Source organism: Chryseobacterium limigenitum (assembly GCF_900114875.1).
In the GTDB taxonomy this organism is placed as follows: Bacteria; Bacteroidota; Bacteroidia; order Flavobacteriales; family Weeksellaceae; genus Chryseobacterium; species Chryseobacterium limigenitum.
In genome coordinates, this window is sequence record NZ_FPKW01000026.1 from 1 (window position 1) to 18,913 (window position 18,913).

Below are 18,913 nucleotides of genomic sequence, written 5' to 3' on the forward strand. Positions count from 1 at the left end.
AAAACTTTTCGCCGACAAAGGATATCTCTCAAAAGTTTTGTGGGAGATGCTTTTTTCGGATGGAATTCAGCTTTTTACTAAACTTCGCAAGAATATGAAGAACCATATTATGAAGATGGAAGACAAAATTTTACTTCGCAAAAGAGCGATCATTGAGACGATAAACGATGAATTGAAAAATCATTGTCAAGTGGAGCACACTCGTCATAGAAGTGTAAACAACTTTATGATAAATATTTTGGGAAGCCTTACTGCGTATTGTTTCTTTCCAAAAAAACCATCATTAAATTTAAAAAAAGTAAATGATGGTCAATTATTCTTAAACTTCGCTTAACCCGAACTCAGGTTAAATAAGTTAATTATTGATTTATTTTTTAAGTTAAAATTTCGGAATTTACAACCCCTATCATTTTGAAGCGAACTTTAAAAGTTTCTAACATTGCACTGTAATCTAATTAAACAATTGAATTATTTCTGAGTCTTCGTTATACACATTCTAAAAACACATATTGAAGAATGATTAAAAAATATGTTGCTTTTGAAAATTGCGTTTGATCCAATTTACATTTAGTATCATTTAAAAAAGGTGATGATGAAAAAACACTATTTTATTTCGCTCTTTGTTTTGGGAACTTTGTGCCATGCTCAAATAGCTATTGCTCCCAATCCCGCCGACCACGAACCGCATAAGAATTCTATTCTGGATGTGAAATCTCCGACACCATCAAAAGCGGTGTTGATCCCCGTGGTTTCACAAATTACCAATGCGGCAGACCCCGATAATGACAACAATTTCAGAGGGGCAGTAGCTTACAGTAAAGACAATGGTACAATTTACGAGCATGATGGAACCAATTGGTCTAGTATCTACAATTATGTTGTGGAAGTCAGACCACAGTATTTTGCACATTTTTCGCGTTCAGCTAATCTTAATCTTTCCTGTAACGGAGGTTTTCTTCCACCGTATGGTTGTACGGCTTCAGGAACAGTACAGCTTATCAATAACGGAAGTGTAGATTTTCAGGGAAGTTCTATCAACCTTTCTTTAGCTTCAAATGTTGTAACGGTAAACGAAACAGCTTTGTACAGAATTACTTACAGAGGTTATGCAACTTTTAACGGACTGAATACGGATGAGATTCAGTTAAGGCTCCAAAAAGCAGCAGCTGCAACGCCTACAGCATTCTCAACAATTGATTACAAATCTTTTACAAGTGATAACGACAATTTGGGATATTCACCTGTCTTCAACGGATCGATCGTTTTGCAGGTAAATGCCGGAGAAAAAATTCGCTTGCAGGGTTTTATGCAATCCGGATTTTCACCTTTGGTGAACTCATCGACCAGCTTTCAGAACAACAATACGTATGGAACAGGTGAGCTGATTTTCGAAAAAATTGTTTTATAAATCATTAATTCTAAAATTATGTATCCTAAACTATATTTATCGGCTGCAGCTTTACTTGCCGCAACGTTTTTCAATGCGCAGGTGATGATTTCCAAAACGACTGGTTCTGCTCATCAAAATGCTTTACTGGACGTAAAAGATGCCAATAAAGGTGTGATTTTTAGCCGTGCTGAAAATATTACAACTTTTCCGTTATTTAATAATACCCAGGAAGATTATTTTAACGATGAAGCTCCTCTGGAAGGTGCAATTCTGTACAATAAAGAAGACAAACAATATTATAAATATGACGGAACAACATGGATTCCAGCACTTCAGCTTGGAGGATGGTACAATCCTTTTTTAACGAGAAGGAAGGCAGATAATTCAAAAACATGGAATTGTGTAGGTGTACAGGTTCCCAATCCTTTTCCGCCATTTACACCAATAACCGTAAGTACATGTAGTATTTTAGCGCTTTTTGGAAGCAACAGTAAACAGACTATTTCACTTTCTCCGATCACAAACAGATCTCAATTGTTAGTTAATAATCTGAATACCACGACACCGACAAGCGGAGCCGATAATGTGATCCAAATACCGCAAGCCGGTTTGTATCATATTTCCGGAGTTACAGGATTTGGAGGTTTTTCTCTAGGTTCTTTGGGGAAAGATGCTACGTTTTGGGTAAGCATTGATGTAAGTTACGACGGAGGAACGACTTGGTCTACACTGGCATTTGAAGAAACCAAACTCTACGGCGGAATCTTCATTGATCTTGGACAGGGCGGAAATAAAAGTGCAAGTGTTTCTGCTTCGGTTACACTACCTGCAAACTCTAGAATAAGGCTTCAGGCTGCTGTAAATACGAATTCTGTGATCTCTACTTTTTCAAATTCTTTAGATCATAGAGAAACCTTTGTGAATATTCAGAAATTAAGATAATCCCATAAAAATAAAACACATGAAAAAATATTTAGCATTTATAGGTATGTTGGGATTTATGTTGGCAAATTCCCAGGTTGTGATCGGAGGTTCAACGCTTTCAAGTACTAATACTCAGCTGGAGCTTCAAAATTCAGGACAAAAAGTATTGATTCTTCCTGTTGCAGAAAACGAAACGGTCTTACCAAAATACAACATTGCTCAACCCGATAAATACGATGACGATGCCACAATGGAAGCTATGCTGATGTACAATAAAGGTGAAAGTCTTACCAAAGTTTATGACGGAACAAAGTGGAAACAGGCTTTTAACGCTAAAAACAAGTCAACAACATGGACGCGGGCGAGTATCAACAGTACAAATATGACCTGCCTTTCCACGTCTGATCTTTTCGGACAGCTTTTACAGCTTTGCAGTTCTGATAATCTGAAATTTTCCGTTCCCTCAAACAGTTCACAGTTTTCTGATTATCTGTCTGTTGTAAGAGATTCCGAAACCTTCAGGATAAGACAGAAAGGATTATACAGAATTAATTTTAATGTACTATTCAGTGGCTTTACAGCAGGTTTTGATTTTAACGGAGCCCGAATTACTATTGTGGTAGTGGTGAATGGGGAAGAAAAGGCTTACATGTCAGGAATTGCGTCTCCTTTTATCAATGTCGGAAATTATCTTGTTTCTACGGACAGTGTTCTATTTCTGGATGTTAATAATGATGTTAGATTCCGTCTTGTGCTGGATGGTTCTTCTTGGTCTATAAGTAGTTACGGTTTTGGGGGTTCAGCAGAAAGCAGTGTAAGTATTGAAAGGATGTTATAATTCAGGCTTAATTATTCTGAAAGCACAAATGAGAATTTTCTTTATTAAATACTATTGAAAAATAATGCAACAAGATAACTATGAGGTACTTGTAGGGAAAACAATCTTAGAAGCTCAGATTTTGTTAAAGCTGAAAGGTTATAAAATCGAAAAGGTACAGGCTGTAGGATATGAATGTACGCTGAAAAGATATTTTTTCGGGTTAATCAAAAAAAGGCTGTTTTTATATTGTACAGAGAATTCGGATAACAAAATAAGAGATATTTATGTTACCACCTATTAAAAAACACAAACTTTAAATATTTTCATTCATGATACTTGATCTGAAAAATATCCACATAGGAAACTTAATACGTGAGCGCGTTGCGGAAAAAGGAATGGATTCATTTCGTATCTGCAAATTTTTAAAATGCACAGATTCAGAGTGGGAAAAAATACAATCTCAAAAATCTTTGGATATTGAAATTGTTTTGAGAATGAGCACGTTGCTGGAATATGATTTTTTCAGGCTCTATTCTCAACACCTGATTTTGTATGCTCCTCCGGCCAATGCTCATTATAATAATTCTATCAATAAAAAATCTTCATTTACACAGTACAGAAAAAATATTTACACAAAAGAAATGGTAGATTTTGTGTTGGAGCAGCTTGAAAATGGCAATAAAACGAAATCACAGATCATAGCAGAATATAGAATTCCGAAAACGACTCTGTATAAATGGATAAGCAAGTATAATCACTTAAAAAAAGATAAATAAAGATGAACCTACAAAACACACCTGATTATAAAAGAATATACAGCGATATGATTACTATAAAATATCCTGAAAAAAGAGAAATATGCGATCAATTATTATCTAAAGCTAATTTATCAACTCTGGATGTTATAGAGATCAGCCAAATTCTTTTCAATAAAAGTTCTAAAGAAAATTCTGAATTTAATCAAAAGCATCGGTCTTACAGTAAATCAACTATTGTTAAAATATTAGAATATCAGAAAAAGAATAAGCTCAATAACTCCCAGCTTGCCAAGCATTTTAAGCTAAGCAGAAACACCGTGACAAAATGGAAAAATAAGTTTTTACTGTAAGAAATTTCAATTTTTCTGATACCCATTATACAATCTAAACATAATTAAATACATACAAAATGAAAAAAAAAATGCCATCATTGGCTTCTTTAGCATCTTCATTAGTTTCTGCTCAAGCGGGAATTAGTAGAGTAGATGCTAAAGTAAACTATGATGTAATGAAAAGGGATTCTTCAGTAATCCCAGAAGAGTTCTTATCTCAGACATTGAACAATACTCATCTTCTAAACGACCAATACTACAATATTTAAAATGAAAATGATGAATAAAGAAATACATAGAATATTGCTATTGTCAATGTTCTATGGATATGGAGGGCTGGTTTCTGCTCAAACAGGTATAGGGACTTCAAATCCGCAAGGAGCTTTTCACGTAGATGGTTCTAAGGATAATGCAGCTGTTGGTACACCAACTGCAACACAAGTAGCTAATGATTTTATTATTAACAAAACTACAGGTTTTATTGGAGTAGGAGTTCTTAATCCACAGGTAAAATTAGATATGAGATCGGTTGCAACCGAAAATGCTTTAGGTCTAGGTGTTACCACGATGACAGCTGCAGGCGCAGGCGCAGGCGCTGTACGATATGATGTGATTCATGCACCGGCAGGAGCGAAAATAGAAGTTTCAGATGGTTCTGTATGGAATAAGGCTTATGTTGCCCCTCAAAAAGCGGTGGTAGTTGTGCGTAAAGTTTCAGCTCAATCAATAACACAAGGTTCAGCCACTACCATTACCAATTGGAATGTGATTCGTGATATGAGTAGCAGTTTTAATGTCTCCAATGGTGAATTTACAGCTCCTCGTGATGGTACTTATACATTTTTATTAACCTTTAATTTCAACAGTACCGTTATTAATGACGCTTCAAGAGTTGAGTCACAATTTTATAACCCTGTGTCGAATACTGTTTTGGCGAGTGTTTATAAAACATTTGGACAATCAATGACAGGAACTTCTGACGATGCGGGTTTTACCCGCTCTACACAAGCAGGAGGATCGAGTACAGTTACACTTACCCTGACCGCAGGTACAAGAGTAGTAGCAAGATTACTCCATAACCTTGTAACGACTGGTTCTGTGCCACTTAGAGTAACAACGGATTCTTCAGATCCGGCAAATCCAGATGATGGGTTTAATAATTTAACCATTATAGAACATTAAAGATAGATCATGAAAAAGAAAATTGATTTCATATATAAATTATTGACTTGTATTTTAATTGTTTCGGCAAGTAAAATGACTGCGCAGGTGGGACTTTTTACTCCAAATCCGTCGCATCCCCTCCAAATAGATGCTGCAAAGGATAACGGTGCCACATCAGATGCAACAAAGCTATCCAATGATGTGGTAGTAACTTCGGACGGTAAACTGGGAGTAGGACTTTTAAATCCTGTGACTAAAGTAGATTTCCGTTCACCAGATAATGAAGGGATTATTGGTGTTGGTACCAATACACAAACTCCTGCTGCGGCTGGTGCCGGTGCTATTCGCTATAACTCAGGTGGTTTTCTTGACTATTCTGATGGGGAACAATGGATTTCCCTGCCACTTGCACCACCAACTAAAGCACTTGTCAATGCCAGTAAAAGCTCTGTTGAAAGTATACCTAATAATACTGTTACTTATATCGATGGCTGGACTGAAACCGTTGACTTAGGTGGTGATTTTAACAATGATGATACTTTTACCGCTCCACGTGATGGGTTTTACCTCGTTTCTTTCAGTATTACTTTAGCTAATGGTAATATTCCTAAAAATACCTTTATAGAAACGGCAATTGAAAGTAGTAGACTGACGAATAATATTCCAATATATAAAACGGTGAATTCCTATCCTGCATTTCAGTCCGGTGCAGTAAGTAATTATATAAGCGGGAATTGCAATGCTATTTTTAACCTTAAAAAAGATGATACTATCAAATTTAGTGTTAAACATAATATAGGAAGTGCAAGAAATACTTTGAATGACGGTAAATTAAATAATTTAAGCATTAGCGAATTATAAAAGGTATAAAAATGATACGAAAAAATAAAATAAAAAGTTTAGCAAGTGCTTTTATACCAATGTTATTCTTAACAACAGAGGTTAATGCCCAAATAGGATTGGGGGTACCCAATCCTACAAATCCTGTCGAAATTAAAACCGATGCAGGTAATGTAGTTGTTGACAATGCAGGGAAAATAGGTGTTGGGGTTCCTGCTCCAAAGGTTGCGATAGATTTGCGTAGTGGTACCAATGGTTCGGTTGCTATAGGTAATACAGATAAAACAGCCGTGCAGGCCGGATCGGGCGCTTTACGCTATGTTGCAAGTCCGGCAATTGGTGTTAAAGGTTATCTTGAATTTTCTGATGGTACCAATTGGGTCAGTTTTTATCCTAAAGGAAAACCCAGAATCGTAGTAATGGCCAGTAAAACAACACAGGATACTTATGTATTTGAAAGCGGAACTCCTTCGGAAATAGGAACAAAATCCGGTATTGTTCAGCGAAGATCATCTTATCTGACGAATTGGACGGAAATATTAGACTCAGATTCAGGAGTACCGAATACTAATTTCAATCCTGCGACGGGCGAATTTGTAGCACCACGAGCTGGGGTATATTTTGCCACTTTTACGTTTGCATTGCTAAGCAGCCAGGTAAATACGGGGTCAAATAACCAGACAGAGGCTATTTGGGAGGTCAGAAATCCTGCGGGGACGATCACTCAAAGAGTAAAAACCAATAATGGTTATTCTTCGGATACCGGATCAGCTCCTAATAAAATACCTGTAGGTTCTGCCTGTACGGTGAGTGTTTATCTGAACAAAGGTGATAAATTAAGACCTTTTACATGGATTACAGTAGCATTTTTAGACAGCACGGTCAGTCAGTTTGATACTTCAGGTTCAGGAGTTTATAATGCACTTACGATCGTGGAACAATAGAATTATATATAGTTTTTCATTAAATACTTTGTTACTAATTAAATTTTAGATACATCATAAAAAAGCTGGACTTCATATCGAAGTTCAGCTTTTTTTAAGTTAAAATCCATAAATTACACAACTTTCTATTATTCTAAAACGAAATAAATGCAAAATTTAAAGACAATAACCTCTATTCTGGGTTTGTGTTCAGCTATGATGTTTTCCCAGGATTATACAACTTCCTCAACAGCATTGGAGGGAAAGGTGTTTCCGAAAATTAATACAGAAAGACAAGCTCAGTTTAAAGTTTATTTTCCGGATGCCAAATCTGTTGTTTTAGATGGGGGAGACGGGATGCAGGATTTAAAATCTGTTATTGCTAAAGATAGAAATGGTTTTTGGAATATCTCCACTTCGTCCATGGAAATTGGGTTTCATTATTATTGGTTCAATGTGGATGGTAAACGTACAAATGATCCCGATACAGAACTTTATTTCGGTTATGGTCAGCCAACAAGCGGAATTGAAATTCCTTCCGGTGAAGATTTTTTCTTTGAGAAAAATGTAAAGCACGGAAAAATTGTTGATGACGGTTTAATTTCGAAAATTACCGTGGGAAAACGAAATTTCAAAGTGTATCTTCCTCCTAATTACGGGACTAAAAAATTTCCGGTTTTATACCTTTACCACGGAACCGGTGAAGATATTACGGGCTGGGAAAAGCAAGGTTACATCAGAAATATCCTCGACAATCTTTTTGCTGAAAAAAAGGCGAAAGAAATGATTGTAGTAATGGATTACGGCGTTGCACTGACTCCTGAACAGGAAAAAATACCTGACAATTATCCAAGAACGGTTCTTTCAACTAAAAATCTAGATAAGATCATTGTTCAGGAATTGATTCCGTACATTGAAAAAAAATATAAAACTGACGGTAGAAAAGCCATTGCAGGTCTTTCTCGCGGGAGTTACCAGGCGATGCTGATCGGAGCAAATCATCCCGGGTTATTTTCAGCAATTGGTTCTTTCAGCCCTGTTATTTATGAAGGGACAGAGGATCAACCTTTTAAAGAACTCCCTATCAGTAATTTATTAAAATCAAAACAAAAACCCTTCTTCTTTATCGGAATTGGAGAAAAAGAAAATATAAGGTTTTTTGAATATAATCAAATCATAATTAATTATTTAAATCAAAATAAATATCCCTATTTTCAATACAAATCTCCTCAAACATACCACGAATGGCTGACTTGGAGAAGATGCCTTTATCAGTTTGCGCAGAAAATTTTCAGATAGTTTGAATGTTTTTTTTGATTAATTTGAATTAAAATTCAATACGATAAAATTATATTTAGGAAAATATGAAAAAGCTTAATTATATTTTCTCATTACTTGCGTTATAAAGTTCAGAATAATGAATAATTAAATCTTCAAGCGAAAATCCCCGATTCAAACCGCTTGGATTAGGCAAAATCCAGACTTTCGATCCTAGAAAATCTTCAGATTGCAGCCCCCAATCAATCTGCTTTTTCCCTGAAAAGGTTTTGTAAGCAACTTTCCCTAAAAACGCAATATATTTTGGCTGAAATTTCTTCATTTTAACCTTGAAAAACTCAAGAGATTTATCAAAATCTTCTTTTGAAAGTTCGTCTGCTCTTGAAGTTGCTCTGGCTACCGCAGTTGTCAAACCATATCCAAAATTTAAAATCTCGATATCATTTTCTGCTTCGATTTTATAAGGTGTAAAACCTGATAAATGAAGAACTTTCCAAAAACGGTTGTTTTTTCCTGAGAAATGATGTCCGTCTTCGGCAGATTTTAAACCGGGATTGATCCCAACGAAAATAACTTCAAGATTTTTACTGATAATATCTGTTAACATAGGTAGAAATTAATTTATAATATTAATGAATGTTTTTAAATGCATTCAAACGAATTTTAAATATTCTTTGAGTTTTAAAAGCCGTCATGGCTTTCCTGGTATCGTTTAAACTTACATTCGCTATTTTGACGAATAGACAAGCCATTTTATCTAATTTCTAATGGTTATTTAACTGGAAATTTGTAAATTTTTTTTAATCTAAAAAAAAATAAAACATTATTATTCAACATTATTCTTTGATTATATTTTAATGATTTTAAAGTGTTGATTTTTTGTGTTTTGTGTTTCTTTGAAAGATGCTTTTAATACATTCGGCAGCCTTTGCATTATTGTTCTAAAATATTTTTCCATCCATTTATTTTTTTACTAATTAGCATTTTCGTAATTTTATACTCCGTAAAATAGAATTCATATAAATATCAATAAAAATGGATAAATATAATTACGGGATGATCGGTCTCGGAGTGATGGGGAGGAATCTTCTTTATAATATTGCCGATAATGGCTTTTCGATCGCAGGATTTGATCTTGATACCGAAAAAGTAAAAGAATTACAGGATGGTGCGACTTCGGAAATGAAGGTGAAAGGCACTGCTACTTTAGAAGATTTTGTATCTGCATTAGAATCGCCAAGGAAAATCATTCTGATGGTTCCTGCCGGAAAACCCGTAGATGCAGTTCTGGATAGTATTACGCCACTTTTAAGCAAAGGAGATATTGTTATTGATGCGGGTAATTCTTATTTCAAAGACACAAACAGACGTGTTGCCGATTTAGCTTCAAAAAACCTGCATTTTATGGGAATGGGAGTTTCCGGAGGTGAAAAAGGTGCCAGAACAGGCCCGAGTATCATGCCTGGCGGAGATTTGGAAGCTTTCCATCTTCTTCAGCCCATGTTGGAAGCAATTTCTGCAAAGGTTGATAACGAAGCATGTACAGCTTACATGGGGAAAGGTTCTGCCGGAAACTATGTAAAAATGGTACACAACGGAATTGAATATGCTATCATGCAGCTCATTAGCGAAGCTTACGATTTACTAAAAAAAGGAGCGAAACTAAATAACGATCAGCTTTACAACGTTTTCAAAGAATGGAATAATGGTGAAATGAACTCATTCCTGATCGAGATCACAAGAGATATTTTCCAACAGAAAGATTCATTGACGGATGGTTATCTTGTTGATCAGATCTTAGATAAAGCCGGAGCAAAAGGAACCGGAAAATGGACTTCCGAGCAGGCCATGGAAATCGGGGTTTCTATCCCAACTATTGATATTGCGGTGACTTCAAGAATTTTATCGGCATATAAAGATGAGAGAGTTCAGGCTTCTCAATTATATGTTAAAAATGAAATTTCGACTCCGGAAAATACAGAATTATTCATCAAAGAAGTAGGAGATGCTTTGTATTTGGCCACATTAATCAGCTATGCACAAGGTCTGGCTTTATTGGTAAAAGCTTCTGAAGAATATCAGTTTGAAATTCCCTTAAAAGATGTTGTGAAAATCTGGAGAGGGGGTTGTATCATCCGTTCGGTCTTACTTGAAAAGTTTTATGTAGCATATACTAAAGATTCTAATTTATCTAATATTTTATTGGATCAGGATATTTCTGTTATCGTTAAAGATAAAATCAGTTCATTAAGAAAAACGGCTGCTTTTGCTGCTTCAAACGGAGTTTCAAGCTTAGGAATTCAGACTGCTTTAGGATATTTTGATGCTTATACAACGGAATCTCTTCCTGTTAATTTAATTCAGGCTCAGCGTGATTATTTTGGAGCTCATACGTATCAGCGTACAGACAGAGAAGGTATCTTCCACACTTTATGGCAAACTGCAACTCATTAAAAATTCGGGAAAATGACTGAAAATAAGGCCTTGCACCCAACTACAATTATCATTTTTGGGGCTACAGGAGATTTGGCAAAAAGAAAACTTTTTCCGGCGTTTTATAATTTATATATCGATGGCAGAATGCCTAAAGGTTTTAATATTGTAGCACTCGGACGAGCGGATAATACCAATGAATATTTTAAAAATTACATTAAAGAAAATCTTGAAAATTTCTCAAGAAAAAAGATAACTTCAGAAGATTGGGCAGGTTTTCAGGCTCATATTACCTATTTTCAGCATCAATTGGATGAGGAAAGCTCTTATAAGAATCTTCATCAGAAATTAAAGGAATTGGATACGGTTTACGGAACAAGAGGGAACAGGTTGTTTTATTTATCTATCGGACCCAATTTTGTTTCCACCATTTCCAATCATATCAAAAATACTTCATTAGCTTCTGATCCTAAAAGGGACAGAATTATTATCGAAAAACCTTTTGGTCATGATAAACAATCGGCGATAGAACTGAATGGTTTATTGGCTGAGACGTTTGAAGAAGAACAGATCTACCGTATCGACCATTATTTAGGAAAAGAAACGGTACAGAATATATTGGCGTTCAGATTTGGAAATTCTATTTTTGAGCCTTTATGGGATCATAAATACATAGAATCGGTACAAATTACGGTAGCCGAAGAGGTTGGCGTTGAAACGAGAGGAAGTTTCTACGAGCAGACAGGAGCATTGAGAGATATGATTCAAAATCACCTGTTACAGATATTGTGTATGGTTGCGATGGAACCGCCTGCTTCACTGGAATCGGGCGAGATCAGAGACCGTAAAGTAGATGTCTTGAAATCGATTCGCAGAATTTCAGAAGATCAGGTTGATCATTACGCAGTGAGGGGTCAGTATGGAAAAGGAGTTGTAAATGGAGTACAGGCTAAAGCATATCGTCAGGAAGAAGGAATTGCCGAAGACTCTAATACAGAAACTTTTGCAGCGGTAAAATTCTATCTGGACAACGAAAGATGGCAGGATGTTCCTTTTTACGTTCGTACCGGAAAGAAAATGAAAGAGAAGCATTCTTATATTACGATTCAGTTTAAACCGCTTCCGCATTCAACTTTTTCAGAAAGTTCACAGCAATTATCGGCTAACAGACTGATTATTAATATTCAGCCGTTAATGGATATCAGACTGCAGTTTATGGCAAAAAAACCGGGACTTTCATTGGTTTTAAAACCTGTTGAAATGATCTTTGATAATTTTGCCTGTCAGGAAGATACTCCGGAAGCTTACGAAACGTTGTTGTTGGATGCACTTTTGGGTGATCTTACTTTATTTATGCGTTCGGATCAGGTGGAAGAAGCCTGGGATGTTGTAAAAACAATTCAGGAAGCCTGGCAGGATGGTAAAGCATCTTTTCCAAACTATGAAGCTGGAGGTTGGGGGCCGCAAGAAAGTATTGCATTGGTTGAAAGACAAGGGCATAGTTGGGTTTAAGATATATTAATTTAAAAAGACGAAAATGAATATTATTGTATTTGATGATTTAGATAAATTATATAAAAAGGCAGCGGATACTTTTGTTGATCTTTCAAAAAAATCTATCCTGAAAAATAACCGTTTTGTGGTTGCGTTAAGCGGAGGTTCTTCTCCAAAAGCGATTTTTAATTTGCTGGCGACCCAAGAGTATGCAGAAAAAATAGAATGGAATAAAGTATACTTTTTCTGGGTTGATGAAAGATGGGTTTCTTTAAATGATGAAAAAAGCAACGCAAAAATGACGTTTGAAGCACTTTTCGATAAAGTTCCTGTGAATAAAGAGCAAATTTTCCCAATGTATAAGGATGGAATAGAACCTGAAGATTATGCTAAGGAATATGAGAAGCAGATTAAAAATGTTCTTGGAAATGAAGGCGTTTTTGATTTTATTCTTTTAGGAATGGGGGATGACGGGCACACTGCTTCTTTATTTCCGGGTGAAGCAGTTTTAGATGAAAAAGAAAAATGGGTGGCTGCTTATTATTTGAAGCCTCAGGAAATGTTCAGGATCACTTTGACGGAACCATTGATCAATAAAGCTGAAAATATATTGGTTGTTACATTCGGTGAATCAAAAAAACATGCTTTGAATGAAGTGTTAAACGGAGAATACAATCCTAAGTTATATCCGCTGCAGCTCATTAATAAAAAAGAAGGTTTGCAGTTTTTTACGGATGAGAAGGCGAGAGGTTAAAACCTGCTTATCATTTGAATTTAAATGGAATCAATTTCAATAAAAAAACAGCGTCGTTAATTTTTAATGACGCTGTTTTTATTATGTCTATTTTGGATTGAATTTTTCAACAGCTTCCTTTGAAACTGGCGTAAAAAAATTAACCAGATTTCCATCAGGATCTCGGAATAATAAAGATTTATTTCCCCAAGGCATAACGGTTGGTTCCTGTACAATTTGATAAGATTGGAAATCTCTTAATCGGTCAAATTCTCTGTCTACATCTTCGACTAAAAATTCTATAATGGCAGAACGGTTTTCGGCAGGTTGTGCTATATTTTCGCCACCAAAAAATTGCAGAGTTTTCGTGCTTCCAATAGCAATTGTGGCTGTAGAGGTTTTCAGTTCGGCAAAATCGGGGGTGTATTGTATGGCTGTAATTCCCGTTATTTGCTCATAAAATTTCACTAAACTTTCAACATCAGCGGTAATAATACGTATTGATACTACATTCATTTTTGAAGATTTTAAATTATTCTACAAAAATAGATCAGGCTTGTGACAAGAGTCTGTCAGTAGATGTTACTTTAATATCAAAACAGGTTGATTAACATTCTGATAAATCCCTTCTGAAATACTTGTACTTGTTAAAAAATACAGAAAACTATGTTTGCCGGGCAGGGCAATAATAAGATCTGTCTTATTTGAGGATGCAAAAGTTAAAATTCCGTTGACAATATTTTTATCGTAAGAATAATAGATTGTGCTTGGGATTTCTGTTAAATGCTGATGAATATATTCCTGAATTTCAACCTTTTTTTCTTCTATAATTGTTTGATCTTCTTTTGTAAGAATATTTAAAAACATCAACTTTACATCCTGTTTACGAATGATATATTTATGGTTAAACAGCCTTTCTAGTTTTGTAATACCGTTGATGTCGCAGGGAATGAGAATATTTTTAATCTCGCTGTAGCTGTAACCATTGGGAACAATTAAAGTTTTAACAGGGCTTGTTCTGGCAATGCTTATGATATTTTCCGAAACTACACTGTCGCTGGAAACTGCCTGATCATCACTGCCTAAAACGATCAATTCTATCGACGGCTGCTCTTTTACAATATCATTAATGCTTCTGGTTAAAGTCCAGTTGCTTATTGCTTTTGAAACTTTAAGATCAGGAAATTTTTCAAGAATGATAGTGGATAAATTTTTCAATAATAATTCCGTTTTTTCCAAAAGACTGTTGATACTTTCTTCATTTACAAATGAATGGCCTTCCGCAATATGCAGATAATCGAATTCGGATTCATCAGAAGTTTTCAACAGTATAATATGCTCGTATTCATATTGTTTTGCCCATTGTGAAGCAACTTTCACTGCATTTTCTGTGGTTGAGGTAAAATCAATCGGTACCAGTATTGTTCTCATGTTAGATTAATTTAAGAATTATTTATTCGAGATTTGTTGTCATTTTTTTGACTAAAAGAAGAGCGTTTTTTATTTCATTTTCATTAAAATCGCCGGCAGCTTTTTTGTAAAGCTCCAATGCCCATGGATAAACCGTTTCTACGATTTGTTTTCCTTTATCAGTAAGATAAATCTGCTTGTTTCTTCTGTCATTTTTATTTTCGATCCGTTGAACGAATTCACGTTTCACAAGGCTGTTAATGAGATAAGTGATGCTTGATTTGTCTTTACTCACTTTATTTCCGATTTCCTGTTGATTGATGCCTTCATTACGAGAGAGAAGTCCCATTATTTCTATAAGTTCAAAAGAAAGATCAGGATCATATTCATTAATCTTTGCCTGAATTTTCTGTCGCAGACGGTTTTTCATTTCGCCCATTGCGAGCCCCAGTTCTAAGGCTAATTCTGATATGTTGTTTTCTTCTGCAGGCATATTTTTAATGATTAGGAAGCATTAATTCAATTAAACAAGAAAATTACAGAAAATCTATCTGTCGTTTACTTACTCTAACAAATATAGCTAAAATTAGTTTTAATTAAAACTAATTACTGGAAAAATCTTTCTGATATTTATTAAACCGTTTTCATAAAGCGGATTTTTGTTTTAAAATGAAACTGCAAATTAAAATCAATCTTACTCCATTCAAAAAAACAAAATTTAATTCCCTAAATTTACATCCCGCTTACTTAATGGTGGAATTAAAATATTCAAAGAAGTGAAAATTGATAATAAAAGAAAATACCTAAGTTTTCTAAAATTCAAAAGAGATTTTCAAAAATACGGGCTTGAAAAAGTAAGAAGTTATGAGCTGATTCTTCATTGGTTAAATAACAGGTTAAGCCGTAGTCAGTTTCTTGTTCTTTCGGGTATTATTGTAGGATGCAGTGCCGGTTTGGCGGGGGTTATACTGAAAACTCTTGTTCATCATATTCATAATTTTATCACGACTAAAGTTCATTTTGAATATCAGATTTTATTCTACATCATTTTTCCTTTTTTAGGAATTGTTCTTACGACAAGCATTGTTCTTACGTTGTTTAAAGGTCAGGACAGAAAAGGAATTGGTGCCATTTTATACGAAATTGCTCAGAATTCAAGTATCGTTTCTTCTGTTAAAATGTATTCTCAAATCGTTCAGAGCGCCATTACAGTCGGGCTTGGAGGTTCTGCAGGGTTGGAAAGTCCAATTGCAGTTACCGGAGCTGCAATCGGGTCTAATTTTGCTCAAACCTATCGTTTAAGCTATAAAGAGCGAACTTTATTGTTGGCTGCGGGAGCAACAGCAGGTATTGCATCGGCTTTCAATGCTCCGATTGCGGGAATCATGTTTGCATTTGAAATTTTATTGACGGGAGTTGTCTTCACAGATTTTATTCCTTTGGTCGTTGCAGCGGTTTGCGGAAGTCTTTTATCAAGAATTTTACTTCAGGAAGATATTCTTTTCAGATTTTATACCAGAGAACCTTTTAATTATAAAAACGTTCCTTATTACCTTATTTTAGGGATTGCAACGGGATTGTACGCGCGATATTTTGTAATTGTATCTCAAAAAGTTGAACATTTCATAAAAGGTCTAAACATGTCTCGTTTGCGAAAAGCTATGTTTGGCGGGGCAGTTTTGTCATTGCTCTGCGTACTTTTTCCGCCTTTATTTGGGGAAGGATATGATACGGTAAAGGCTTTTACGAATGGAAGTACAAATTTAATAATAGAAAACAGCTTTTTCAGATATTTTGAAATTAAGGAATGGACGGTCATTATATTTTTAGTGTTGGTATGTCTGTTAAAGGCTTTTGCAACGTCTTTTACCATTTTTAGTGGGGGTAATGGCGGTAATTTTGCCCCTTCACTTTTTGCAGGAGGTACAGTTGGATATTTGTTTGCTTTGATCTGCCAGCATCTCGGATTTTCGGATGTTCCGGTAACCAATCTTGTTCTTGTAGGAATGGCGGGTGCAATGAGCGGCGTATTATATGCACCGCTTACGGCCATATTTCTAATTGCAGAATCGAGTTTTGGGTATGATCTTTTTATTCCTTTAATGATCGTTTCTATCATGTCATACCTCATCGCCAAATGGTTTTCTCCCATTTCTCCTGAATTAAAATCATTAGCAGACCAGGGGAAAATTTTCACAAATAAGCATGATAAAAATTTATTATTTTCATTAAAAACAGAAGATTTTATCGACAGGTTTTCAGAAACAGTGAATGAAAATGCTTCAATAGCAGATTTATTTGAGCTCGTAAAAGACGGGACTAAAAATATTTTCGGAGTTGTTGATGATGCTAAAACATTACGCGGAATCCTTACAATAGATGATGTACGCCCGTTTTTGTTTTCAGATACAGATACTTCGGCAAGTATTATTAAAATCATGAAAGCTCCTCCGGCCATTATTCATCAGGAGAATAAACCTTTAGAGATTCTTCAGATATTTGATGATACCGGTGTCTGGAATCTTCCCGTTGTGGATCAAAATAATAAATTTGTAGGATTTATTTCAAAATCTTCTATATTGATGAGCTACAGACAGCTGTTGAAAGACTATTCAGATTAATAGTATTGATTTTTTATGAGAAAGATTGAATATGCAGAATAGTTTATTTTGCATATTGATTTTAGCTGCGACTAATCATAAAAAAAACAGAGGCTTGGGATCACCTCTGTTTACACAAAAAACACAAACACAAAGTATGAGTGTGTAACACTACTCTTTGATTTTATAAAAACTACAAATAGATATTTGCAGATACTTTTTAACTATTTTAAAATAAAGCAGAGGGAAAGAGAATAAAGAACCAAAAGACATAAAACTACCCCCTGCTTTGTAATGGTAAATGTTGATTTTTATATTTCAAATATATTTTGTTTTCTCTGAAAAAGCAGTACTGCATATTTACTTCGATTTTTAAGTTTTTGATAATTAGATTGTTGTTAAGCTTGGAGTAGTAGAAATGTAGTAGAATATTATATTTTTTTTGAAGAAATAAATATGAAAGTTTAGTTACATATCCTTCATAAAAAGAAAATCCCGAGATTATTGACATCATAACATATAAAAAGCAGAGATCAATTCTCTGCTTTTTCTTTTTTCAACGTATGACTCATCAAAAGGATAATGCCGAAAAGTAAAGCGGCAATAATGAGATATCGCCAACCCAGATCTTTTTGTTCGTTCACGTGTCCGCTTACAGAAATAATAAAGCTTGTAAGGGAGGTGATGATATAAACCAATCCACCCATTAATCCGCCTGCTGTTCCCGCATTTTTAGGAAAATACAACATACTTGTAGTGAAAAATGAGGTAAATAAAATTCCTGAACAAATATGGATGAAAAATGCAAAAGGAATCGTAATGTAAAGACTTTCTGCAAAGTAGCTAACTGCAATTAAACTGGCAATCAAAATTAATTGTATGATAACAGGCTGTAAAATACGGGATTTAAAGCCCAGTCCAATTCTCTTTTTTCCGATAAAACCGCCAATCATCCATGAGAATCCTAAAATCAAGGTACAATATCCAATCACAACGGGCGTGAAATGAAAAGTATTTTCAATGATAAAAGGCCCTGTAATATTAAACAACATCACAATTGAATAACTTAATCCCAAAATAAAGATTCCCAACATAAAAATGCGGTTCTTCAACATCATTTGATAGAGTTTGATGTTTTCTGAAAAACTGACTTTCTTCTTTTCCGGAAGACTTTCACCACTAAAGAATAATTCAAAAAGAAATATGGCTCCTGCATAAAAAGCCAGAAAATAAAAATTAGCATGCCAGTTAAATAATTTCTCAAGATAGCCGCCGAGAAATGGCGCCAAGATAGGTCCGCAAGACCAGACAATAGTAAAATAACTTAAATAATGTTTCACTTTTTCCGCATCATAAATATCCACGAAAATAGCACGGGTCGCAACTACCAGAACAGAAACGGCCGCGCCCTGAAGAATTCGGAGTAAGCATATCAATAAAATACTATCCGTCATCGTAATCAAAATACTGCTGATGATCAAAAATAACAAGGCTACTAATTTAGGTCGGTAACGTCCGATATTATCCAGAATATTTCCTACAAATAACTGGCAGATCCCATAACTAAGCAAATAAGATGTTAATGTGATTTGGATATCTTTTTCCGAAACCTGCATTCCTTTGGCCATTGATGGAAATGAGGGCAAATAAATATCCGTCACGAACCCCGAAAGCGGGATTGATATAAAGGCCATTATCGTAACTAATCTGATGCGTTTTTCAGATGCTTCTTTCAACAACATGTTTATTCATTTTTTAACGATACAAAAATAGAGAAAGTATCATAAATATGAATTTTAAAAGACAAAGTAAAA

21 protein-coding genes are annotated in these 18,913 nt (G+C 35.0%); 16 read left to right on the forward strand and 5 right to left on the reverse strand.

Annotated elements, in window-relative coordinates; genetic code table 11:
• From BT156_RS19745 to BT156_RS19800, 12 genes are all read left to right on the forward strand, one after another.
• Positions 1 to 334: transposase (locus tag BT156_RS19745; protein ID WP_139255531.1), on the forward strand; the 334-nt coding region annotated here is incomplete at its 5' end.
• Positions 335 to 592: 258 nt separating this feature from the next.
• On the forward strand, positions 593 to 1,408 hold the full coding sequence (locus BT156_RS19750; protein ID WP_072412653.1) for a hypothetical protein: 816 nt from the start codon (positions 593 to 595) through the stop codon (positions 1,406 to 1,408).
• Between the two features lie 18 nt (positions 1,409 to 1,426).
• Positions 1,427 to 2,332, forward strand: coding sequence for a hypothetical protein (locus BT156_RS19755; RefSeq protein ID WP_072412654.1), 906 nt, complete (start codon positions 1,427 to 1,429; stop codon positions 2,330 to 2,332).
• Between the two features lie 19 nt (positions 2,333 to 2,351).
• On the forward strand, positions 2,352 to 3,152 hold the full coding sequence (locus BT156_RS19760; RefSeq protein ID WP_139255532.1) for a hypothetical protein: 801 nt from the start codon (positions 2,352 to 2,354) through the stop codon (positions 3,150 to 3,152).
• Positions 3,153 to 3,216: 64 nt separating this feature from the next.
• A complete protein-coding gene (locus tag BT156_RS19765) occupies positions 3,217 to 3,435 on the forward strand; it encodes a hypothetical protein (protein WP_072412656.1) in 219 nt (72 codons plus the stop codon).
• A gap of 28 nt (positions 3,436 to 3,463) precedes the next feature.
• Positions 3,464 to 3,910, forward strand: coding sequence for a transposase (locus BT156_RS19770; RefSeq protein ID WP_072412657.1), 447 nt, complete (start codon positions 3,464 to 3,466; stop codon positions 3,908 to 3,910).
• A gap of 2 nt (positions 3,911 to 3,912) precedes the next feature.
• Complete coding sequence (locus tag BT156_RS19775) at positions 3,913 to 4,242, forward strand: transposase (RefSeq protein WP_072412658.1); 330 nt, start codon at positions 3,913 to 3,915, stop codon at positions 4,240 to 4,242.
• A gap of 71 nt (positions 4,243 to 4,313) precedes the next feature.
• Complete coding sequence (locus tag BT156_RS19780) at positions 4,314 to 4,493, forward strand: hypothetical protein (RefSeq protein ID WP_139255533.1); 180 nt, start codon at positions 4,314 to 4,316, stop codon at positions 4,491 to 4,493.
• 10 nt (positions 4,494 to 4,503) lie between these two features.
• Positions 4,504 to 5,406, forward strand: a complete 903-nt coding sequence (locus BT156_RS19785) for a hypothetical protein (protein WP_228430208.1) — start codon at positions 4,504 to 4,506, stop codon at positions 5,404 to 5,406.
• Positions 5,407 to 5,415: 9 nt separating this feature from the next.
• On the forward strand, positions 5,416 to 6,249 hold the full coding sequence (locus tag BT156_RS19790; protein WP_072412660.1) for a hypothetical protein: 834 nt from the start codon (positions 5,416 to 5,418) through the stop codon (positions 6,247 to 6,249).
• 11 nt (positions 6,250 to 6,260) lie between these two features.
• Complete coding sequence (locus tag BT156_RS19795; protein ID WP_072412661.1) at positions 6,261 to 7,172, forward strand: hypothetical protein; 912 nt, start codon at positions 6,261 to 6,263, stop codon at positions 7,170 to 7,172.
• Between the two features lie 147 nt (positions 7,173 to 7,319).
• Entirely contained in the window at positions 7,320 to 8,450 is a 1,131-nt protein-coding gene (locus tag BT156_RS19800) for an alpha/beta hydrolase-fold protein (protein ID WP_083582413.1), read from the forward strand.
• A 79-nt stretch (positions 8,451 to 8,529) separates the two neighbouring features.
• Here BT156_RS19800 and mug read toward each other — a convergent pair whose 3' ends face one another.
• Positions 8,530 to 9,036: a G/U mismatch-specific DNA glycosylase gene (gene mug / locus BT156_RS19805; RefSeq protein WP_072412663.1), complete on the reverse strand. Its 507-nt coding sequence runs from the start codon at positions 9,034 to 9,036 to the stop codon at positions 8,530 to 8,532.
• Between the two features lie 428 nt (positions 9,037 to 9,464).
• Between mug and gndA the strand changes: the two genes are divergently transcribed.
• The 3 genes from gndA to pgl are packed head-to-tail and all read left to right on the forward strand — an operon-like array spanning position 9,465 to position 13,110.
• Entirely contained in the window at positions 9,465 to 10,883 is a 1,419-nt protein-coding gene (gndA, locus tag BT156_RS19810) for an NADP-dependent phosphogluconate dehydrogenase (protein ID WP_072412664.1), read from the forward strand.
• A gap of 12 nt (positions 10,884 to 10,895) precedes the next feature.
• Positions 10,896 to 12,374 carry a glucose-6-phosphate dehydrogenase gene (gene zwf, locus BT156_RS19815; protein ID WP_072412665.1) on the forward strand — a complete coding sequence of 493 codons (1,479 nt, stop codon included), beginning with the start codon at positions 10,896 to 10,898 and terminating at the stop codon, positions 12,372 to 12,374.
• A 25-nt stretch (positions 12,375 to 12,399) separates the two neighbouring features.
• Positions 12,400 to 13,110 carry a 6-phosphogluconolactonase gene (pgl, locus tag BT156_RS19820; RefSeq protein WP_072412666.1) on the forward strand — a complete coding sequence of 237 codons (711 nt, stop codon included), beginning with the start codon at positions 12,400 to 12,402 and terminating at the stop codon, positions 13,108 to 13,110.
• Positions 13,111 to 13,197: 87 nt separating this feature from the next.
• Here the strand turns inward: pgl and BT156_RS19825 are convergent, their stop codons facing one another.
• The 3 genes from BT156_RS19825 to BT156_RS19835 form a co-directional block, all read right to left on the reverse strand.
• Positions 13,198 to 13,605: a VOC family protein gene (locus BT156_RS19825; RefSeq protein ID WP_072412667.1), complete on the reverse strand. Its 408-nt coding sequence runs from the start codon at positions 13,603 to 13,605 to the stop codon at positions 13,198 to 13,200.
• A 66-nt stretch (positions 13,606 to 13,671) separates the two neighbouring features.
• On the reverse strand, positions 13,672 to 14,520 hold the full coding sequence (locus BT156_RS19830; protein ID WP_072412668.1) for an adenine nucleotide alpha hydrolase family protein: 849 nt from the start codon (positions 14,518 to 14,520) through the stop codon (positions 13,672 to 13,674).
• 22 nt (positions 14,521 to 14,542) lie between these two features.
• Positions 14,543 to 14,992: a MarR family winged helix-turn-helix transcriptional regulator gene (locus BT156_RS19835; RefSeq protein ID WP_072412669.1), complete on the reverse strand. Its 450-nt coding sequence runs from the start codon at positions 14,990 to 14,992 to the stop codon at positions 14,543 to 14,545.
• 283 nt (positions 14,993 to 15,275) lie between these two features.
• Here BT156_RS19835 and BT156_RS19840 point away from each other — a divergent pair, with 283 nt between their 5' ends.
• Positions 15,276 to 17,120: a chloride channel protein gene (locus BT156_RS19840; RefSeq protein WP_072412670.1), complete on the forward strand. Its 1,845-nt coding sequence runs from the start codon at positions 15,276 to 15,278 to the stop codon at positions 17,118 to 17,120.
• A 512-nt stretch (positions 17,121 to 17,632) separates the two neighbouring features.
• Here BT156_RS19840 and BT156_RS19845 read toward each other — a convergent pair.
• Positions 17,633 to 18,838, reverse strand: a complete 1,206-nt coding sequence (locus BT156_RS19845) for an MFS transporter (RefSeq protein ID WP_072412696.1) — start codon at positions 18,836 to 18,838, stop codon at positions 17,633 to 17,635.
• Positions 18,839 to 18,913 lie beyond the last annotated feature (75 nt).